The organism is Streptococcus sanguinis, assembly GCA_013378335.1.
GTDB lineage: Bacteria > Bacillota > Bacilli > Lactobacillales > Streptococcaceae > Streptococcus > Streptococcus sanguinis_I.
Genome location: CP040556.1, coordinates 1,168,833 through 1,188,854 on the forward strand (window position 1 = coordinate 1,168,833; position 20,022 = coordinate 1,188,854).

The 20,022-nt window shown below is 42.7% G+C and carries 18 protein-coding genes; 17 read left to right on the forward strand and 1 reads right to left on the reverse strand.

Annotated elements, in window-relative coordinates; all coding sequences use genetic code 11:
• Positions 1–54 precede the first annotated feature (54 nt).
• From ylqF to FFV08_06315, 17 genes are all read left to right on the forward strand, one after another.
• Positions 55–906, forward strand: a complete 852-nt coding sequence (gene ylqF, locus FFV08_06235; protein QLB52255.1) for a ribosome biogenesis GTPase YlqF — start codon at positions 55–57, stop codon at positions 904–906.
• Positions 893–1,657 (forward strand): ribonuclease HII, encoded by a 765-nt coding sequence (locus FFV08_06240; protein ID QLB52256.1) that lies wholly within the window; start codon positions 893–895, stop codon positions 1,655–1,657. Before ylqF ends, FFV08_06240 begins: the two co-directional genes overlap by 14 nt.
• Positions 1,658–1,693: 36 nt before the next feature.
• Complete coding sequence (locus FFV08_06245) at positions 1,694–2,506, forward strand: PRD domain-containing protein (protein QLB52257.1); 813 nt, start codon at positions 1,694–1,696, stop codon at positions 2,504–2,506.
• On the forward strand, positions 2,482–3,045 hold the full coding sequence (locus FFV08_06250; GenBank protein ID QLB52258.1) for a sugar O-acetyltransferase: 564 nt from the start codon (positions 2,482–2,484) through the stop codon (positions 3,043–3,045). Before FFV08_06245 ends, FFV08_06250 begins: the two co-directional genes overlap by 25 nt.
• 131 nt (positions 3,046–3,176) lie before the next feature.
• The gene (dprA, locus tag FFV08_06255; protein QLB52259.1) at positions 3,177–4,019 is read left to right on the forward strand and encodes a DNA-protecting protein DprA; all 843 of its coding nucleotides are present in this window, start codon (positions 3,177–3,179) and stop codon (positions 4,017–4,019) included.
• 84 nt (positions 4,020–4,103) lie between these two features.
• Positions 4,104–6,197 carry a type I DNA topoisomerase gene (gene topA, locus FFV08_06260; GenBank protein ID QLB52260.1) on the forward strand — a complete coding sequence of 698 codons (2,094 nt, stop codon included), beginning with the start codon at positions 4,104–4,106 and terminating at the stop codon, positions 6,195–6,197.
• A gap of 67 nt (positions 6,198–6,264) precedes the next feature.
• On the forward strand, positions 6,265–6,759 hold the full coding sequence (locus tag FFV08_06265) for a phosphoribosylanthranilate isomerase (GenBank protein QLB52261.1): 495 nt from the start codon (positions 6,265–6,267) through the stop codon (positions 6,757–6,759).
• A 93-nt stretch (positions 6,760–6,852) separates the two neighbouring features.
• Complete coding sequence (locus FFV08_06270) at positions 6,853–8,187, forward strand: methylenetetrahydrofolate--tRNA-(uracil(54)-C(5))-methyltransferase (FADH(2)-oxidizing) TrmFO (protein ID QLB52262.1); 1,335 nt, start codon at positions 6,853–6,855, stop codon at positions 8,185–8,187.
• Between the two features lie 116 nt (positions 8,188–8,303).
• Positions 8,304–9,128 (forward strand): alpha/beta hydrolase, encoded by an 825-nt coding sequence (locus tag FFV08_06275; GenBank protein QLB52263.1) that lies wholly within the window; start codon positions 8,304–8,306, stop codon positions 9,126–9,128.
• 32 nt (positions 9,129–9,160) lie between these two features.
• Positions 9,161–9,901, forward strand: a complete 741-nt coding sequence (locus FFV08_06280; protein QLB52264.1) for an esterase — start codon at positions 9,161–9,163, stop codon at positions 9,899–9,901.
• Between the two features lie 12 nt (positions 9,902–9,913).
• The gene (locus tag FFV08_06285) at positions 9,914–11,080 is read left to right on the forward strand and encodes an ATP-grasp domain-containing protein (protein QLB52265.1); all 1,167 of its coding nucleotides are present in this window, start codon (positions 9,914–9,916) and stop codon (positions 11,078–11,080) included.
• Positions 11,081–11,302: 222 nt separating this feature from the next.
• Complete coding sequence (locus tag FFV08_06290; GenBank protein ID QLB52266.1) at positions 11,303–12,271, forward strand: thiamine pyrophosphate-dependent dehydrogenase E1 component subunit alpha; 969 nt, start codon at positions 11,303–11,305, stop codon at positions 12,269–12,271.
• 18 nt (positions 12,272–12,289) lie between these two features.
• Positions 12,290–13,282, forward strand: a complete 993-nt coding sequence (locus FFV08_06295; protein QLB52267.1) for an alpha-ketoacid dehydrogenase subunit beta — start codon at positions 12,290–12,292, stop codon at positions 13,280–13,282.
• A 694-nt stretch (positions 13,283–13,976) separates the two neighbouring features.
• The gene (locus tag FFV08_06300) at positions 13,977–15,020 is read left to right on the forward strand and encodes a dihydrolipoamide acetyltransferase (GenBank protein QLB52268.1); all 1,044 of its coding nucleotides are present in this window, start codon (positions 13,977–13,979) and stop codon (positions 15,018–15,020) included.
• Between the two features lie 72 nt (positions 15,021–15,092).
• On the forward strand, positions 15,093–16,796 hold the full coding sequence (lpdA, locus tag FFV08_06305; GenBank protein QLB52269.1) for a dihydrolipoyl dehydrogenase: 1,704 nt from the start codon (positions 15,093–15,095) through the stop codon (positions 16,794–16,796).
• A 66-nt stretch (positions 16,797–16,862) separates the two neighbouring features.
• Positions 16,863–17,852 carry a lipoate--protein ligase gene (locus tag FFV08_06310; GenBank protein QLB52270.1) on the forward strand — a complete coding sequence of 330 codons (990 nt, stop codon included), beginning with the start codon at positions 16,863–16,865 and terminating at the stop codon, positions 17,850–17,852.
• Positions 17,853–18,017: 165 nt separating this feature from the next.
• The gene (locus FFV08_06315; GenBank protein QLB52271.1) at positions 18,018–18,656 is read left to right on the forward strand and encodes a hypothetical protein; all 639 of its coding nucleotides are present in this window, start codon (positions 18,018–18,020) and stop codon (positions 18,654–18,656) included.
• A 95-nt stretch (positions 18,657–18,751) separates the two neighbouring features.
• Here the strand turns inward: FFV08_06315 and xerS are convergent, their stop codons facing one another.
• Complete coding sequence (gene xerS, locus FFV08_06320) at positions 18,752–19,822, reverse strand: tyrosine recombinase XerS (GenBank protein QLB52272.1); 1,071 nt, start codon at positions 19,820–19,822, stop codon at positions 18,752–18,754.
• Positions 19,823–20,022: the final 200 nt, after the last annotated feature.

Sequence of the window (20,022 nt, forward strand, 5' to 3'; positions counted from 1 at the left end):
AAAATAGGTAAAGATATAAAATTTTATCAATGATATTCATTGAAAGGATAAATTATGGCAACGATTCAATGGTTTCCGGGGCATATGTCCAAGGCACGGAGACAGGTACAGGAAAATATTAAGTTTGTTGATTTTGTGACGATACTGGTCGATGCGAGGCTTCCTTTATCCAGTCAAAATCCTATGCTGACTAAGATTGTGGGCGATAAACCTAAGCTTTTGATTTTAAACAAGGCTGATTTGGCAGACCCTGTTCGGATTAAGGAATGGCAGAGCTATTTTGAAAGTCAGGGAATTCCGACCTTATCTATTAATTCCAAAGAGCAATCTGCTGTTAAAAAAGTAACAGATGCAGCTAAAAAGCTTATGGCTGACAAATTGGCGCGACAGAAAGAGAGAGGAATTCGCATCGAAACCTTGCGTACCATGATTATTGGCATTCCAAATGCTGGCAAATCAACCCTCATGAATCGCTTAGCTGGTAAGAAAATCGCTGTTGTAGGGAATAAGCCAGGTGTGACCAAGGGCCAGCAATGGCTTAAGTCGAATAAAGACTTGGAAATCTTGGATACACCAGGAATACTCTGGCCTAAGTTTGAAGATGAGACGGTTGCTCTCAAGCTTGCTCTGACTGGAGCTATTAAGGATAATCTACTGCCAATGGATGAGGTGACGATTTTTGGCCTCAATTATTTTAAGGAGCATTATCCTGAGGAGCTGACAGCACGCTTCAAGCAGCTGGATCTAAGTCAGGAAGCGCCTGACATGATTATGGATATGACTCAAAAACTCGGCTTCCGCGATGACTATGATCGTTTTTACAGTCTTTTTGTCAAAGATGTCCGCGATGGCAAGCTAGGCCGTTATTGCTTGGACACAGTTGGAGAACTAGATGGCAACGATTAAAGAATTTCAGCAACGTTTAGAGTTAGTGACTGATTTGGCTGATCCTTTTCTGGCAGAAGCAGCGAATGATTTGCGCAGTGGAGTTCAAAAAGCGATTGAAAAGCGCAAAAGAGTCATTCAAGCAGAGTTAGATGAAGATTTGCGTCTGGAGCTGATGTTACGGTATGAAAAAGAGCTTTATCAAGCAGGCTACCAGGCAATCGCTGGGATTGATGAGGTCGGCCGCGGTCCTCTAGCTGGACCAGTTGTCGCTGCAGCAGTTATCTTACCTCCAAGATGTAAAATTAAAGGACTCAATGACAGTAAGAAGATTCCCAAGAAAAAGCACCAAGAAATCTATCAAGCAGTCATGGATAAAGCTTTGGCAGTTGGTATTGGCCTGATGGACAGCGAGATTATTGATCAAGTCAATATCTACGAAGCGACCAAGCTTGCTATGAAAGAGGCTTTGTCTAAGTTGAGTCTCAAGCCAGATTATTTACTGATTGATGCCATGAAACTGGATGTTGAGATTCCGCAAGAGTCCATCATCAAAGGTGATGCTAACTCTCTGTCTATCGCGGCAGCCAGTATTGTTGCTAAGGTCACTCGGGATAAGCTGATGGCAGACTACGACAAGGAATTTCCTGGCTATGATTTTGCGAAAAATGCTGGTTATGGAACAAAAAACCATTTGCAGGGATTGGAAAGAAACGGCGTAACTCCTATTCATCGCAAGACATTTGAACCCGTAAAATCTATGTGTGAATAAGCACGAAGAGGTGAGACATGCTTATCAGTAAAAAATGTGGTGATTTCTGAAGAAAACCAAAAAGAAGTTATTCTCGTGGGGCGAGGACTGGCCTTTGGTCGAAAAGTTGGCCAGGAGATTCCAGATGAGCTGATTGAGAAAAAGTATGTCTTGTCAGAAAATAACCACAAACTTCTGATGGAGCTGCCGACAGAAGTCATGGAAATGTCGGATAAGATTATTTCTTTCGCAAGGGAGAAACTGCAGAAGAAGCTGAAAGATACCGCTTTTCTGGCAATGGCAGATCATATCCACGGAGTCTTGCTGCGCTTGGAAGGTGATATTTATCTCAAGAATTTCCTCATGTGGGATATTAAACGATTCTTTCCTACTGAGTTTGAGGTTGGTCAGTATGCAAAACAGCTTTTGAGCGCTTATATCGGTAAGGAACTTCCAGATGATGAAGCAGCATTTATGACTCTGACCTTAATTAATGCAGAGTTGGAAAATGGAGACGGAGCTGCGCGTGATTTGACTATGATGATGGAGGAAATCATGACCATTGTCAAGTACAGTTTGGAAATTTCTTTAGACGAGGAAGACATCTACCTAGAGCGCTTTATGACCCATCTAAAATTTTTCTGTGAGCGAGTCCTGACTAATAGCGGTCACCGTGACTTGGAGGACAATGAGATGTTTGACTTACTTAAATGTAAGTATCCTTTGGCTTATGAAACCACTAGGAAGATTGCTGAATTTTTAAAGCAAACCAGAAATTACCAAACATCAGATGATGAACAACTTTACCTGACTATCCATTTGTCACGCATGAAAAGGAGGATGCTATGCGAAGTGAATACGAAAAAATGATTGCTGGAAAGATTTACAGACCGCAAGACAGTGAATTGAGAGAATTGGCAGTAAGATCAAAGGAATTTCAATATCGTTTTAACCAAGAGCGAGACAGTGACCGGCGCAGTGCTATTATCAAAGAATGGTTTGGCAGCACAGGGGAGAATCTTGCTATGAAGCCTGATTTGGTCTGTGATTATGGAATCAATATTCATCTAGGGGAGAATTTTTATTCTAACTGGAATCTGACTATGTTGGACGTTTGCCCGATTCGCATCGGAGATAATGCTTTGCTTGGTCCAAATTGCCAGCTTCTGACACCTCTTCATCCGCTTGATCCAGTGGAAAGAAATTCTGGTATTGAATACGGAGCACCAATCACTATTGGTGAAAATTTCTGGGCTGGCGGAGGTGTGACGATTCTGCCAGGCGTGACACTAGGGGATAATGTCGTGGTGGGTGCCGGAGCGGTTGTGACCAAGTCTTTTGGTGACAATGTAGTCTTGGCTGGTAATCCAGCACGAATTATTAAGGAAATCCCTGTTCATAAAGAATAAAAGATGGGTTAAAGGCAATAGGCAAGAAAACCAGCTATTGACAACATCAAATTCAATAAAATCGTAAAGAAGGAACTGTATCGCAGTTCTTTTTTTGAATTTTTTTACGAATAAGAAAGTGAGGTGAAAAAATGAATAATTTTGAGATTTATAAAATGAAAAAAGCTGGCTTGACTAATCATCAGGTTTTAAATGTTTTGAGATACGCCGAGAGTAGAGATGGCAACCTTTCTCTCCGAGATAAGGCTGTCGTATCTGAGTGCCGTAATCCTGCTCTCTTTATAGAGAAATACAAGAGGCTTGATTTACCAGCTTTGAAGGAAGAATTTGAACTTTTCCCGTCCTTTTCTATCTTGGATGATATTTACCCTTGGGATTTATGCGAGATTTATGATGCCCCGACTTTGTTATTTTATCAGGGAAATCTAAATCTACTAGAATTGCCCAAGACAGCGGTCGTTGGCAGTCGAGACAGCAGCAAGCAAGGAAATGCCTCCGTACAAAAGATTGTCAAGGAGCTAAATAATGAATTGGTTATCGTCAGCGGCCTGGCTCGTGGAATAGATACAGCGGCTCATATGGCTGCCCTGCAAAACGGGGGGCAGACGATTGCTGTCATCGGAACGGGATTAGATGTCTTTTATCCCAAAGCCAACAAAAAATTACAAGCTTACATTGGCAAAAATCATTTATTGCTGACAGAGTATGGTCCAGGTGAACAGCCTTTGAAATTTCATTTTCCAGAGCGGAATCGGATCATAGCTGGTCTCTGTCGAGGCGTCATTGTGGCAGAAGCTAAGATGCGCTCAGGCAGCCTGATTACCTGTGAGCGAGCGATGGAAGAAGGCCGGGATGTCTTTGCTATTCCGGGGTCAATTTTAGATGGGAAATCTGACGGCTGCCATCATTTAATCCAAGAGGGCGCAAAGTGCATCACATCAGGCTCTGACGTCCTTTCTGAGTTTGATTTTTAAAACAAGTTTTCCTATAAGAAAAGTTAGCAGTTGACATCTATCAAAAAATAGTTTAAACTCTATGAGATTTATTTCTTATAGAAGGTGTCTAAATTGGTAACAAAAACAAAGAAAAAGTCTACGACCAAGAAAAATCTTGTCATCGTAGAGTCGCCTGCTAAGGCAAAAACAATAGAAAAATATCTGGGACGAAACTACAAGGTTCTAGCCAGTGTCGGGCATATTCGTGACCTGAAAAAGTCTACTATGTCCATTGATTTTGAGAACAACTATGAGCCGCAGTACATCAATATTCGTGGTAAAGGTCCGTTGATTAATGACTTGAAAAAAGAAGCGAAGAAAGCTAAACAAGTCTTTCTGGCAAGTGACCCGGACCGCGAAGGAGAAGCTATTTCTTGGCATCTGGCTCACATTCTTAATCTGGATGAGAAAGAGAAAAACCGTGTCGTCTTTAATGAAATCACCAAAGATGCAGTCAAGAACGCTTTTAAAGAGCCGCGCCAGATTGATATGGATCTGGTTGATGCCCAGCAGGCTCGTCGAGTTTTGGATCGCTTGGTGGGTTATTCCATTTCTCCTATTCTCTGGAAGAAAGTCAAAAAAGGCTTATCAGCTGGTCGGGTGCAGTCTGTCGCCCTCAAGCTAATTATCGACCGTGAAAATGAAATCAACGCCTTCAAACCAGAAGAATACTGGACAATTGACGGAACCTTCAAGAAGGGAACTCGTCAGTTTCAGGCCAGCTTCTACGGTATGAATGGTAAAAAGATGAAGCTGACCAACAACGACGAGGTCAAAGAAGTGCTTTCTCATCTCAAAGGAGATGATTTTACAGTCGACAGTGTCGAAAAGAAAGAGCGCAAACGCAATGCTCCGCTGCCCTACACGACTTCCTCTATGCAGCAGGATGCTGCTAATAAGATTAATTTCCGGACTCGTAAGACCATGATGGTGGCTCAGCAGCTCTATGAGGGGATTAATATCGGTTCTGGCGTACAAGGTCTGATTACGTATATGCGTACCGACTCGACTCGTATCAGTCCAGTAGCGCAAAATGAAGCAGCAAGTTTTATCACGGATAAATTTGGCGCCAAATATTCCAAACATGGCAGCAAGGCCAAGAACGCTTCTGGCGCTCAAGATGCCCACGAAGCCATTCGTCCTTCCAGCGTTTTCAATACTCCAGAAAGTATCGCAAAGTATTTGGACAAGGATCAGCTTAAGCTCTATACGCTAATCTGGAATCGCTTTGTAGCCAGCCAAATGACAGCAGCAGTCTTTGATACTATGAATGTCAAGCTGGGGCAAAATGGTGTCCAATTTGCTGCCAACGGCAGTCAGGTCAAGTTTGATGGCTATCTGGCTATTTATAACGACTCTGACAAGAATAAAATGCTGCCGGACATGGAAAAGGGTGATACCGTCAAACGTGTCAATACCAATCCAGAACAGCACTTTACCCAGCCGCCTGCTCGTTATTCTGAAGCGACTCTTATCAAGACTTTAGAAGAAAATGGTGTTGGTCGGCCGTCTACCTATGCACCGACCATTGAGACCATTCAGAAACGATATTACGTTAAACTGGTTTCCAAGCGTTTTGAGCCGACGGAACTGGGTGAAATTGTCAATTCTCTGATTGTCGAATTCTTCCCAGGCATTGTAAATGTGAAATTTACAGCCGAAATGGAAGCAAAACTGGATGATGTAGAAGTCGGCAAAGAGCAGTGGCAGAAAGTTATTGACGAGTTTTATAAACCTTTTGAAAAGGAAGTGGCTAAAGCCGAGACTGAAATGGAGAAAATCCAAATCAAGGATGAGCCAGCCGGTTTTGACTGTGAGGTCTGTGGCAGTCCCATGGTCATCAAATTGGGTAGATTTGGCAAGTTCTACGCCTGCAGCAATTTCCCAGACTGTCGTCACACTCAGGCTATCGTCAAGGAAATCGGCGTGACCTGCCCGCAGTGCCAGAAAGGTCAAGTTATTGAGCGTAAGACTAAGCGAAATCGCATTTTTTATGGCTGTGATCGTTATCCTGACTGTGATTTCACATCTTGGGACAAGCCAGTCGGTCGGAACTGTCCAAAATGTGACCACTATCTGATCGAAAAGAAAGTCCGTGGTGGCGGTAAGCAGGTTGTCTGCAGCAATGGTGATTACGAAGAAGAAAAAGTGAAATAGTTAGCTTAGCAACTTTTTACATAACTTATGTTATGTAACGGTTTTTTCTAAAAAGGAGGAAAAACTAATGACAGATAAATTTGGAGAATTTCTAAAAATTGCGTCTCAACTGAATAAGATGGGAATTGTTCCACTTCTGATGGGTTCTCTAGGTCTGGAACAGGTTACTGGTCAGGACTGGCAGGCGCGGGATATTGATATTCATGTTCATGGTGATGAGCGTGGCTGGGAAGTGCCAGATGAAGAACGTATTTACGATATGGACAAGATTGAGCCTATGATGGAGCGCTTGGGCTATCGTTTAGTCAATCTGCACGAGCATGAATTTCAAAAAGAAGATCTGTCTATTGAATTTGGAGCCATGGAAACCTTGGAGGAATTTTCAGGTGTGCCAATAACGGAGCTGTCTCGAAGAGAAGTAGAGGGTGTTGAATTTCTTTTGCCAACTGCAGAGCAATTTTTAGCTATCTACCATGCCTCTTCCCAAGATTCTTACCGAAATGAAAATAACAATCATAAGGATTTTGCTAAGATTGCTTACTTGGAAAAAATGACAAAATGAGAGACATTCAGGAATTCTCCTGTCTGTCTTTTTTACTATCTTTTTGTTATAATGGTCAGAGTGAAAATCTAGAAATATCCAAGGGAGAGTATCATGTCATCATCCTATATCAATGTTATCGGTGCTGGTCTGGCTGGCAGTGAAGCAGCTTACCAGATTGCAAAGCGTGGCATCCCAGTCAAACTCTATGAAATGAGAGGTGTTAAGTCAACGCCTCAGCACAAAACTGCAGACTTTGCAGAACTGGTCTGCTCTAACTCTCTGCGAGGAGATGCGCTGACCAATGCAGTTGGTTTGCTCAAGGAAGAAATGCGGCGGTTGGACTCGGTCATCTTAAAGTCAGCAGAAGCGACACGTGTTCCAGCGGGTGGTGCTCTAGCGGTTGATAGAGAAGGTTTTTCGCAGATGGTGACGGAATTAGTGACCAATCATCCATTGATTGAGGTCATTCGTGAAGAAATCACCGAAATTCCGGAGGATGCCATCACAGTTATTGCGACAGGACCCTTGACCAGCGATGCTTTGGCCGAAAAAATCCACGCGCTCAATGGAGGTGACGGTTTTTATTTCTACGACGCAGCAGCGCCAATCATTGATGTTAATACCATTGAAATGACCAAGGTCTATCTCAAATCCCGCTATGATAAGGGGGAAGCAGCCTATCTCAACGCGCCAATGACTAAGCAAGAATTTATGGATTTCCATGAAGCCTTAGTCAATGCTGAGGAAGCACCGCTCAATTCCTTTGAGAAAGAAAAATACTTTGAAGGCTGTATGCCAATTGAAGTCATGGCTAAGCGAGGCGTTAAAACCATGCTTTATGGACCGATGAAGCCAGTTGGTTTAGAATATCCAGATGACTACCAAGGACCTCGAGATGGTGAATATAAGACGCCGTACGCTGTGGTGCAGCTTCGTCAGGACAATGCAGCAGGCAGTCTTTACAACATCGTTGGCTTCCAAACTCATCTCAAGTGGGGCGAGCAAAAACGAGTCTTTCAAATGATTCCTGGCCTTAAGAATGCAGAATTTGTCCGCTATGGTGTTATGCATCGAAACTCTTATATGGACTCTCCAAATCTGCTTGAACAGACTTTCCGCTCTAAGAAACAGCCAAATCTTTTCTTTGCAGGACAAATGACTGGAGTTGAAGGCTATGTCGAGTCAGCGGCTTCTGGTTTGGTTGCTGGTATCAATGCCGCTCGACTCTTCAAGGGAGAAGAAGCACTTGTTTTTCCAGAAACAACAGCTATTGGAAGTCTGCCTCATTATGTTACTCATGCTGACAGCAAGCATTTCCAACCCATGAATGTCAATTTTGGCATTATCAAAGAGCTGGACGGCCCTCGAATTCGTGACAAGAAAGAGCGCTATGAGAAAATTGCTGAGCGAGCCTTGCAGGATTTACAGCCTTATTTGGATAAATAATCTATTTTCTATCATTATCTAATAAAAATCATCAAAAAGTTAGGAATTTCCTAACTTTTTTTGCTTAATTTGTGATATAATAAATAAAAATTTTGAAAATAGAAAGTTTTCTGAAAATGAATAAATCCTATTTTTATCTTGAAATGAAAACACATGAGTTAGTCGTTCCTTATACCAAGCAGAAACGCCGTGTCCGCGTATTGCTTCCAAAGAACTATAGCCAGGATACAAATAAGACTTATCCCGTTGTTTATTTTCATGACGGACAAAATGTTCTTTATAGCAAAGAGTCTTTCAGCGGCCATTCGTGGAAAGTCATTCCAACAATCAAGCGCAATCCAGATATTGAGAAAATGATTGTCGTGGCTATTGACAACGATGGCCAACGGCGCATGAATGAATACGCAGCTTGGAAGTTCCAAGAGTCCAATATTCCCGGCATTCAGTTCGGCGGCAAGGGAACGGAGTATGCGGAGTTTGTCATGGAAGTTGTCAAGCCTTTCATTGACCAGCATTATCGGACCAAGTCGGATCGGCTGCATACGGCCATGATCGGCTCTTCTCTTGGAGGAAATATCAGCCAGTTTATCGGTGTTGAATACCAAGATCAGATTGGCTGTCTGGGCATCTTTTCATCAGCTAATTGGCTGCATCAGGAAGCTTTTGATCGTTATATTGAGAGAAAAAAACTTCAGGCAGACCAGCGAGTTTTCATTTATGTTGGGACGGAAGAGGCTGATGATACGGATAAAACATTGATGGCGGGCAATATCAAGCAGGCCTATATTGATTCATCGCTCAGCTATTTCCGGCAGTTACTTGTGTCTGGGGTAGATTTGTCCAATATTCAGATTAAGATCCAGTCTGGAGCTATTCACAACGAGATCGCTTGGGCGGAGCACTTGCCGGACTGTTTCCGTTTTATCGGCGAAAAATGGTAATCTAGTCAAACAGTGAGAAAGAGGTAGAAACTATGCATGTAGAATTTTTAAGTCATTGGAGTGGCAATTTAGGCCGTGAAATGTATGTCAATCGCTATGGCCACGCTGGGCTCCCGATTATAGTCTTTGCATCATCAGGCGGCAGCCACAATGAGTATGCTGACTTTGGCATGATTGAGGCCTGCGCAGGTTTTATTGAGGCTGGTAAGGTCCAGTTTTTCACTCTCAGCAGTGTTGATAGTGAGAGTTGGTTGGCGGACTGGAAGCACCCTCACGACCGAGCAGAAATGCATCGTGCTTATGAGCGTTATGTCATTGAGGAAGCAATTCCTTTCGTTAAGCATAAGACGGGCTGGTTTGACCCTATGATGACGACAGGCTGCTCCATGGGAGCTTATCATGCTGTTAATTTCTTCCTGCAGCATCCAGATGTTTTCAATAAAGTGATTGCCCTCAGTGGTGTCTATGATGCACGTTTCTTTGTCGGTGACAATTTGAATGACGAAGTCATTTATCAAAACTCGCCAGCTGACTATATCTGGAACCAAAATGATGGATGGTTTATTGACCACTATCGACAGGCCGATATTATCGTTTGTACAGGCTTGGGCGACTGGGAGCAAGATGGCTTGCCTTCCTTCTACACGCTGAAAGAAGCTTTTGAGCATAAGAATATTCCAGCTTGGTTTTCTGAATGGGGCCACGATGTTTCCCATGACTGGATTTGGTGGCGTAAGCAAATGCCTTATTTCCTCAATGAACTCAATCTTTAAAGGAGGTTTCCTATGAATTATATCGTTATTTCTCCCTACTATCCGCAAAATTTTCAGCAGTTTACAGTGGAGCTGGCTAACAAAGGAATCACCGTTCTGGGAATCGGTCAGGAGCCTTATGACCAGCTAGACCAGCCTTTGAAGGATTCATTGACTGAATATTTCAGAGTAGAAAATCTTGAAAATCTTGACGAAGTCAAAAGAGCGGTGGCCTTTCTTTTCTACAAGCATGGGCCTATCGATCGGATTGAGTCTCATAACGAATACTGGCTGGAACTGGACGCTGAGTTGCGTGAGCAATTCAATGTTTTTGGAGCAAAACCAAAAGATCTGAAAAAGACCAAGTTCAAATCAGAGATGAAGAAACTCTTTAAAAAAGCAGGTGTTCCAGTCGTTCCAGGTCAGATTGTCAACACAGAAGCTGGGGCAGATTTGGCTGTCAAGAAACTTGGTTTGCCTTTGATTGCTAAGCCTGATAATGGAGTGGGAGCAGCTGCGACCTTTAAATTGGAAACGACAGAAGATGTCGAACGATTCAAGCAAGAATGGGATCATCAGACAGCTTATTTCTTTGAAAAGTTTGTCCAGTCTGGCGAAATCTGTACTTTTGATGGTTTGGTAGATAAGGACGGTCAGATCGTCTTTGCAACCACCTTTGACTATGCGCATACACCGCTGGATTTGATGATGTATAAGATGGATAATTCCTACTACGTTCTCAAGGATATGGATCCAAAGCTGCGTGCTTATGGAGAAGCGATCGTCAAAATCTTCGGCATGAAAGAACGCTTTTTCCATATTGAGTTCTTCCGCGAGGGGGATGATTATGTAGCCATTGAGTACAATAACCGTCCAGCCGGTGGCTTTACCATTGATGTTTATAATTTCGCTCACTCAATCGATCTTTACAGAGGCTATGCAGCGATTGTAGCAGGGGAGCCCTTTCCAGCTGCCCACATGGAGCCGCTGTATTGTCTGGCAACCTCGCGTCGTGCATCAACGAACTATGCTTACCTTGAGGCTGACTTGCTGGAGAAATACAGAGATAACTTCAAGGTTAAGAAAGAGATGCCAGCCGCTTTTGCGGAGCTGCAAGGTGACTACCTCTATATGCTGACAACTCCAAGTCGCGAGCAAATGGAGCAGATGATTGCAGATTTTGCTAAACAGGCAGACTAATCAAAAACATGCTCTGCTATTATTTTCGTATAACAGTTTCAAAATAGTAAAAACTACTCTAGCACAAAAAGTTTGTGAAATTTCTATTTTGGTGTCGGAAACCAGTTTATCCAATGGATTGACTGGTTTTTCTTTGTGAAATATAAGTGAGCAAAAGTTTTGACAGTGCTTACAGCTTTAGATAGAATTAAATAGAAGAATTATGCTTAGAAAGGCAAAAAAATGGCAACTTTAGATAAAGATCTTTTGTTAGAGATGTTCCGTAAGATGGAAGAAATCCGTCGTATGGACTTAAAAATTGCTCAACTTGTAAAAAAAGGAAAGGTTCCTGGAATGACTCACTTCTCAGTGGGTGAGGAAGCAGCCAATGTCGGTGCTATGCTGGCCTTAAATGAGGATGATTTGATCACTTCAAATCACCGAGGACACGGTCAAGCTATCGCCAAAGGAATCAACCTCAACGAAATGATGGCGGAAATCCTAGGGAAATACACCGGGACCTGTAAAGGAAAAGGCGGCTCTATGCATATTGCTGACCTAGATGCCGGAAACCTTGGTGCCAATGGTATCGTAGGTGGTGGCATGGGAATTGCTGTCGGAGCAGCTCTGACCCAGCAAATGCAGAAGACAGGCAAGATTGTTGTCTGCTTCTTTGGTGACGGTGCTACCAACGAAGGTGTCTTCCACGAAGCAGTCAACATGGCTTCTATCTGGAATCTTCCAGTTATTTTCTATTGTATCAATAACGGCTATGGTATTTCTGCCGACATCAAGAAAATGACCAATGTAGAGCACATCCACGAGCGCAGCGCAGCTTATGGTATTCCAGGTATGTTCATCGAAGATGGCAATAATGTTCTGGATGTCTATGAAGGCTTCCAAAAAGCTGTGGAGCATGTTCGCAGTGGTAAAGGACCTGTCTTGATTGAGAGCGTAACCTATCGCTGGTTGGGACATTCATCTTCTGACCCAGGTAAATACCGTACTCGTGAAGAAGTAGAAGAATGGAAGAAGAAGGATCCAATCGAAAATCTTCGTAAATACTTGCTGGAAAACAAGATTGCAAGCGAGGAAGAGTTGGAAGCCATCCAAGCTGGAGTCAAAGAAGCAGTAGAAGCATCTGTGAAGTTCGCAGAAGAAAGCCCGTTCCCGCCGCTTGAATCTGCCTTTGAAGATATTTACGCAGACTAAAGAGAGGAGAAAAAGAAAATGGAAACTAAAACTATGTCTTTTCGTGACACCATTATCCTCGCTATGTCTGAGGAAATGCGTCGCGATGAAAATGTACTCTTGATGGGAGAAGATGTCGGAGTCTTTGGTGGAGATTTCGGAACATCTGTTGGTATGCTGGAAGAGTTCGGGCCAGGGCGTGTACGTGACTGTCCGATTTCGGAAGCAGCGATTTCTGGAGCAGCAGCTGGAGCAGCTATGACAGGGCTTCGTCCAATCGTAGACATGACCTTTATGGACTTCTCTGTAATCGCCATGGATGCTATTGTTAACCAAGCCGCTAAAACGCGCTATATGTTTGGCGGAAAAGGCCAAGTACCAATGACTGTCCGCTGTGCAGCAGGTAATGGAGTTGGTTCTGCCGCTCAGCACTCGCAGTCTTTGGAATCTTGGTTTACCCACATCCCAGGTCTTAAGGTAGTCGCTCCAGGAACTCCGGCTGATATGAAGGGGCTTCTCAAGGCTTCTATCCGAGACAACAACCCAGTCATTATCCTGGAATACAAGTCTGAATTTAACCAAAAAGGCGAAGTGCCACTGGATCCTGAGTATGTCATTCCTCTTGGAGTGGGTGAAATCAAAAAAGAAGGTACCGATGTAACAGTTGTTACCTACGGAAAAATGCTTCGCCGTGTCATGCAGGCGGCTGAAGAATTAGCAGAAGAAGGCATCTCTGTAGAAGTGGTTGACCCACGTACATTGGTGCCGCTTGATAAGGATATTATCATCAATTCTGTTAAGAAGACTGGAAAGGTCGTTTTGGTTAATGATGCCCACAAAACTAGCGGTTTCATTGGTGAAATTTCAGCGATTATTTCTGAGTCTGAAGCATTTGATTATTTAGATGCGCCAATCCGTCGTTGTGCAGGTGAAGATGTGCCAATGCCTTATGCACAAAACTTGGAAAACGCGATGATTCCGACCGTTGAAAGCATCAAAGACGCTATTCGGAAGACATATCATAAAGAATAAGGTATAATAAAGAAAAGGCTTTCTCGCGAGTTATATTACATAAATTATTTTATGTAATATAATCTTGCGTAGAGGGTCAAAGTAGCTAAAATTTTACTAATTACAGACAAGTCTTATTCGGATTGATTATATCCGATGAGCGACTTAGTAAGTCTACAAGGTTGATCGCCGAGAGAGGCAACCGTAGCAACTTGAGATACGTTTGTATCCAAGTTACTTGTAAAGTTGCAACAGGAGAGAGTCGAATCGATGATATTCGACGAACGACTTAGTAAGTCTACTAGGTTGGTCGCAGATAGTGGCAACCGTAGTAACTTGAGATACGTTTGTATCCAAGTTACTTGTAGAGTTGAACACGGGCTAAAAGCTTGGAAAAAAGATAAATTACCTAGGCTTCATCAAAGCCAGCGTTGATTTTCTATTTTTTAGTCGATTTTCAAGTCCTTAGTATCATGTAATTGAATTCGGACGGAGGTCTGTGAAAAAAAGATAGATTTCCTTGTGTTCATCGAACACAGCGTCAATCTCCTATTTTTTCATTGCCCTCAGCGTCCTTAATATCTTATATTTGAACACGGGCTAAAAGCTCGGAAAAAAGATAAATCTTCTTGACTTCATCGAAGCCTGCGTAGATTTCCTATTTTTCAGTCGCTTTTTAAACGCCCTTAGTATCATAATTAGAATTGGAGAGGTCATGGCTGATGATAAGCTAAGAGCGACTCCTGCAGCTAGAAAGTTAGCGGATGATTTGGGAATCAACCTCTATGATGTTTCTGGCTCAGGCGCAAACGGTCGTGTCCACAAAGAAGATGTGGAAACTTATAAAGATACAAATGTAGTGCGCATTTCACCACTGGCAAAACGAATTGCCCAAGAACACAATATTGCTTGGCAAGAGATTCAAGGAACTGGCCATCGTGGTAAGATTATGAAGAAGGATGTTCTTGCCTTCTTGCCTGAGAATGTTGAGAGCGATACAATCAAATCTCCTGCTCAAATTGAAAAAGTGGAAGAAGTACCTGATAATGTCACTCCTTACGGTGAAATTGAGCGTATTCCAATGACACCGATGCGGAAGGTTATTGCTCAGCGGATGGTGGAATCTTACCTGACGGCGCCGACATTCACCCTTAACTATGATGTTGATATGACAGAAATGCTGGCCTTGCGTAAAAAAGTGCTAGATCCAATCATGGAAGCAACTGGCAAAAAAGTAACTGTCACAGACCTGCTTTCGCTGGCTGTTGTGAAGACACTGATGAAGCATCCTTACTTAAACTCAACTTTGACAGAGGATGGTAAGACCATTATCACACACAACTATGTCAACCTTTCAATGGCAGTCGGTATGGATAATGGCCTGATGACACCAGTTGTCTACAATGCAGAAAAAATGAGCCTATCAGAGCTTGTAGTAGCCTTTAAAGATGTAATCGGACGTACCTTGGAAGGCAAGTTGGCTCCAAGCGAGCTGCAAAATTCAACATTCACAATCAGTAACTTAGGTATGTTTGGCGTTCAATCCTTTGGGCCAATCATCAACCAGCCTAACTCTGCTATCCTAGGTGTGAGCTCAACAATAGAAAAACCTGTCGTTGTTAATGGCGAAATTGTTATCCGTCCAATTATGAGTCTGGGCTTGACCATTGACCACCGTGTAGTTGATGGAATGGCTGGAGCTAAGTTTATGAAGGACTTGAAGGCTTTGATTGAAGACCCAATTTCAATGTTGGTATAAGATTTTCTTTGCTATTCTAAAAAGCAAAGAGGCGCTTAGCAAATGAAAAACTAGTTAGAAAAGGAAAGAAAAATGGCTTTAGAAGTAATTATGCCAAAAGCCGGCGTGGATATGACCGAAGGGCAAATTGTCCAATGGAATAAGAAAGTCGGCGAATTTGTCAAAGAAGGAGAAATCCTTCTGGAAATCATGACTGACAAGGTCAGCATGGAATTGGAAGCTGAAGAAGATGGCTACCTGATTGCCATTCTCAAAGGTGACGGTGAAACCGTCCCAGTTACGGAAGTCATCGGTTACTTGGGAGAAGAAGGAGAAAACATTCCAACTGCTGGCGGATCTGCACCTGCGGAAGCACCAACTCCTGCTGCAGCGGCAAATACAGATGATGATAAGAGTGATGATGCTTACGATATCGTTGTTATCGGTGGTGGTCCTGCTGGTTATGTAGCGGCTATCAAAGCAGCGCAACTGGGTGGCAAGATTGCCTTAGTTGAGAAGTCTGAGCTAGGCGGAACCTGCTTGAATCGTGGCTGTATCCCTACCAAGACTTACCTGCACAATGCTGAAATCATTGAAAACCTTGGTCATGCAGCGAGTCGCGGTATCATCATCGAAAATCCAAGCTTCTCAGTGGACATGGACAAGGTTCTTGAAACTAAAAACAAGGTTGTTAATACGCTTGTTGGCGGTGTTGCTGGTCTTCTCCGCAGCTATGGCGTAGATGTCCATAAGGGAATTGGTACCATTACTAAAGACAAGAATGTTCTTGTAAACGGTAGCGAGCTACTAGAAACGAAGAAGATTATCTTGGCTGGTGGTTCAAAAGTCAGCAAGATCAATGTCCCAGGTATGGAATCAAGTCTCGTCATGACCAGCGATGATATTCTGGAAATGAACGAAGTGCCGGAAAATCTAGTAATTATTGGCGGTGGTGTTGTCGGGATTGAGCTTGGACAAGCCTTCATGATATTTGGCTCAAAAGTCACTGTCATTGAAATGATGGACCGTATCGTACCAGCTATGGATGCGGAAGTTTCTAAAAACCTTCGCCTCATCTTGGAGCGCAAGGGTATGACAATTCTAACTGAAACCAAGTTGGAAGAAATTATCGAAGAAAATGGCAAACTTCGTATCAAGGTTGAAGGAAAAGAAGATATCCTCGCAGATAAGGCTCTGCTTTCTATCGGGCGTGTGCCAGACCTGGAAGGCATCGGTGAGGTTGAATTCGAACTGGATCGCGGCCGCATCAAGGTCAATGAATACATGGAAACTTCTGTTCCAGGTATTTACGCACCAGGTGATATCAATGGTACTAAGATGCTGGCTCATGCAGCCTTCCGTATGGGTGAAGTCGCTGCTGAAAATGCTCTGAAAGGCAATCATCATATTGCTAAACTCAACCTGACTCCTGCAGCTATCTACACCCTGCCAGAAGTAGCAGCAGTTGGTTTAACAGAAGAGCAAGCTCGTGAGAAATACGATGTAGCGATTGGTAAGTTCAACTTCGCTGCTAATGGTCGTGCTATCGCTTCAGATGCAGCTCAAGGATTCGTTAAAGTCATCGCTGACAAGAAGTATGGTGAAGTGCTCGGTGTTCATATCATTGGTCCTGCAGCCGCAGAATTAATCAATGAAGCATCAACCATCATCGAAATGGAAATCACTGTTGAAGAAATGCTTAAGACCATTCACGGTCACCCAACCTTCTCAGAAGTCATGTACGAAGCATTCGCGGACGTACTGGGATTGGCAGTTCACTCACCTAAGAAAAAATAATTTAAAAGATAGATTAGACTGGGCATAAATTATTGTTCCAGTCTCTATCGTATAAAGAGGAAGCTTATGAAATACATTGTTAACTACTCAAATGATACAGCTTTTAATATTGCTCTGGAGGAGTATGCTTTCAAACGCCTTTTAGATGAGGACGAAATTTTCCTACTTTGGATTAACAAACCATCTATCATTGTAGGGCGTCACCAAAACACTATCGAAGAAATCAACCGCGACTACGTTCGTGAGCATGGTATTGAGGTCGTACGTCGTATCAGCGGAGGTGGAGCTGTTTATCACGATCTAAACAACCTCAACTACACCATTATCTCCAAGGAAAGCGAAGATCGTGCTTTTGACTTCAAGAGTTTTTCTACGCCGGTTATCAACACCTTGGCAGAGCTTGGGGTAAAGGCTGAATTCACTGGCCGTAATGACCTAGAGATTGATGGCAAAAAGTTCTGTGGCAATGCGCAGGCTTATATTAATGGCCGTATCATGCACCACGGTTGCCTGCTCTTTGATGTTGATTTGTCTGTCTTGGCTAATGCGCTTAAGGTTTCTAAAGACAAGTTCGAATCAAAAGGCGTTAAATCCGTCCGTGCACGCGTGACAAATATTGTCAATGAATTGCCAGAAAAGATTACCGTCGAAGAATTCCGCGACTTGCTTCTGGACTACATGAAGAAAGAATATCCAGAAATGACAGAATATGTCTTCTCCGAGAAAGAACTGGAAGAAATCAAGCAAATCAGAGATAGCAAGTTTGGAACTTGGGACTGGAACTACGGTAAATCACCTGAATACAATGTGCGCCGTGGCACCAAGTTTACCAGCGGTAAGGTAGAAATCTTTGCCAACATTGTTGAATCCAAGATTCAGGATATTAAAATCTATGGAGACTTCTTTGGTATTGAAGACGTAGCAGCAGTAGAAGATGTGCTTCGCGGCGTTAAATACGAACGCGAAGATGTGCTCAAAGCCCTTGAAACGATTGATATCAGCCGCTACTTTGCTGGAATCAGCAGAGAAGAGATTGCCGAAGCTATCGTCGGTTAAAATATGACATAAAGAAAACCAAACTCTTCGAGAGCTTGGTTTTTCATGTAAACAGTATATTTCAAATCAACAACATTCTTACGTTTCCTTAACCAGCTAGTTTTCTCTAGGCTTTATCTACTAGATATGATAAAATGATAGGGAATTAGAGAAAGGGGTGCCTTGATGCAGAAAGTCCCAGTAGAAAGCCTTGGTCTGTTTGAGCAGTTGGACCGCATAGTTGTAGCTTTTCTGAAGAAAAAACCATCTCCTAATCCAGACAACTTTTATGTTAGTATATCTGCAGAAGATTATGAGAAAAAGAAAGAAGAATTTGAAAAATCAGGCTATCAAGCCGTGAAATTGCCGCTTGGCATGGCATTAGATAATGTTATTCAGCAACCTTCTTTCCAAAATCTTGTCATTGGCGGACTCTACATGGTAGATATCTTCGTTCCCAAGGAAGACCTGATGCCCTTAAAGGACCTTGTTGACAGCTTTTGCATCATGTTTGCAGCAGCTAATAACCGGATAGAGAATATCAAGGCTTACGATCTGATGAAGAGTAAGACAGTTTACTTTATCGGAAAACTTTTCACGGACAATCCTCAGCCAGGTGATGAAGTTAGCTTTGAAGGGCTGAATAGGGAGACAGCAGAAGGCTCCTACGAAGCGGTCAAATGCTTCCTAACTAGAGAAAGCGCCGAAAAGTACAATTCCAAAAATCGACCTGTCACAGCAGCAAATCTAGAACACCTCAAGCACTTCTGGGGCAAACCGCTGATTGTCGAGCCGCATCGTAATTATTGGATTGAGTTTTTATAAGAATATAAGAAAAAGAGCGAAAAATCTATTTTAGATGCTTCGCTCTTTTGTTGTTATTGTCATCCTGTTGATTACATATTTTAAATTATGCAATATTATAATTTGTCCAAAGCATTCTTTTGCTCGTCATTGACAATGTGGGTGTAGAGGTCTGTTACCTGAGTGCTGGCATGCCCTAGCTGATGACTGACAAGAACTTGCGATTTGGTCGCATCGTATAAACGTGTAGCAAGCGTGTGGCGGAGTTTGTGAGGCGTCACTCGCACCTTGAAGTCCTCGGAATACTTGGCCACCATTTTTTCGACACTGGAAGCATCGATTCGATTAGGAGTGCCGCGGTATTCAGTCAAAAAGAAAGCTGTATCCGTCTTTTCGGCCTTGTATCGTTTGCTTCGAATACTCAGATAGTCTTCTAAATAGGGCTTAGCAAAAGCAGCAACATTGACAGAATCCCTTTTTCCACCTTTTCTTGTCACTTCAATGACCATCATTTTGAGATTGATGTCTTTTAGGTCTAGATTGACAGCTTCGGATAGACGAACACCAGAGGCTAGCAGCAAGGCAATGATGGCTAAATCTCGTTCCTTGTTTTTATTGAAGGAGGACAGAGCGCGATTAGAGAGCTTCTTAGGGTACTCCCTATCAATATACTGGAGAAATTCTTCCGTCTCATCCCCTAAAAAGAGCTTCTGCTTAATATTCTCTGCACGAGCAGCCAGAGTTTCCTTTTTCTTCTTAGTAGCAACTTTTTTCATCACATTTCGATAGAAGTAGGGCTCACCCTGCTCGTTTTCAACTTCCTCCGTCAAATATTTGTAGAGGCTGGACAAGGCTGAAAGAGTCCGGTTGATGGTTGTCTGGGAAACACCGTTTTGGGTCGTATTGGCATTGAGAAGCGGACGCTCTCGCAGATACAGAATGAAGGCCTCCATGTCTTTCTTGGTCATATTTTCCAAGACCGATAGAGGAATCTCAGCAATATGCGAAGCATCCGTTATACCAGATTCTAGCATCCAGTTAAAAAAGCGATCATATTCTTTAAGATATTCATATAAGGTTGTAAAACTATAAGGCACAGCCAACTTAGACTGGTAATATTCCAGAATGTACCAGGGCATGGTAGCCTTAAGTTTATCGATTCTTTCTAATAGCAATTCACGTTTCATTACAATTCTCCGTTTTTTCTATAACAGTAGTATAGCATATCTAGATATATTTTTCAAGAAAATTATAGTTTTTCGGAAAGATAACAGAGGGAAGTAAGCAATCTAACTTTAATACAAAAAAGATAATAAAAACAAGACAGAATTGATGAGCTAAACTCTGTCTTGTTTTTCCTAAAACTTATTCTTCTAAATTCGATTTT

Coding starts and splice junctions, on each gene's coding strand:
- FFV08_06285 (QLB52265.1), top strand. CDS start 9,914: ATGAATTATATCGTTATTTCTCCCTACTATCCGCAAAATTTTCAGCAG.
- FFV08_06270 (QLB52262.1), top strand. CDS start 6,853: ATGTCATCATCCTATATCAATGTTATCGGTGCTGGTCTGGCTGGCAGT.
- FFV08_06250 (QLB52258.1), top strand. CDS start 2,482: ATGCGAAGTGAATACGAAAAAATGATTGCTGGAAAGATTTACAGACCG.
- FFV08_06290 (QLB52266.1), top strand. CDS start 11,303: ATGGCAACTTTAGATAAAGATCTTTTGTTAGAGATGTTCCGTAAGATG.
- FFV08_06275 (QLB52263.1), top strand. CDS start 8,304: ATGAATAAATCCTATTTTTATCTTGAAATGAAAACACATGAGTTAGTC.
- lpdA (QLB52269.1), top strand. CDS start 15,093: ATGGCTTTAGAAGTAATTATGCCAAAAGCCGGCGTGGATATGACCGAA.
- FFV08_06280 (QLB52264.1), top strand. CDS start 9,161: ATGCATGTAGAATTTTTAAGTCATTGGAGTGGCAATTTAGGCCGTGAA.
- FFV08_06295 (QLB52267.1), top strand. CDS start 12,290: ATGGAAACTAAAACTATGTCTTTTCGTGACACCATTATCCTCGCTATG.
- FFV08_06315 (QLB52271.1), top strand. CDS start 18,018: ATGCAGAAAGTCCCAGTAGAAAGCCTTGGTCTGTTTGAGCAGTTGGAC.
- ylqF (QLB52255.1), top strand. CDS start 55: ATGGCAACGATTCAATGGTTTCCGGGGCATATGTCCAAGGCACGGAGA.
- FFV08_06265 (QLB52261.1), top strand. CDS start 6,265: ATGACAGATAAATTTGGAGAATTTCTAAAAATTGCGTCTCAACTGAAT.
- FFV08_06310 (QLB52270.1), top strand. CDS start 16,863: ATGAAATACATTGTTAACTACTCAAATGATACAGCTTTTAATATTGCT.
- FFV08_06300 (QLB52268.1), top strand. CDS start 13,977: ATGGCTGATGATAAGCTAAGAGCGACTCCTGCAGCTAGAAAGTTAGCG.
- xerS (QLB52272.1), bottom strand. CDS start 19,822: ATGAAACGTGAATTGCTATTAGAAAGAATCGATAAACTTAAGGCTACC.
- dprA (QLB52259.1), top strand. CDS start 3,177: ATGAATAATTTTGAGATTTATAAAATGAAAAAAGCTGGCTTGACTAAT.
- FFV08_06240 (QLB52256.1), top strand. CDS start 893: ATGGCAACGATTAAAGAATTTCAGCAACGTTTAGAGTTAGTGACTGAT.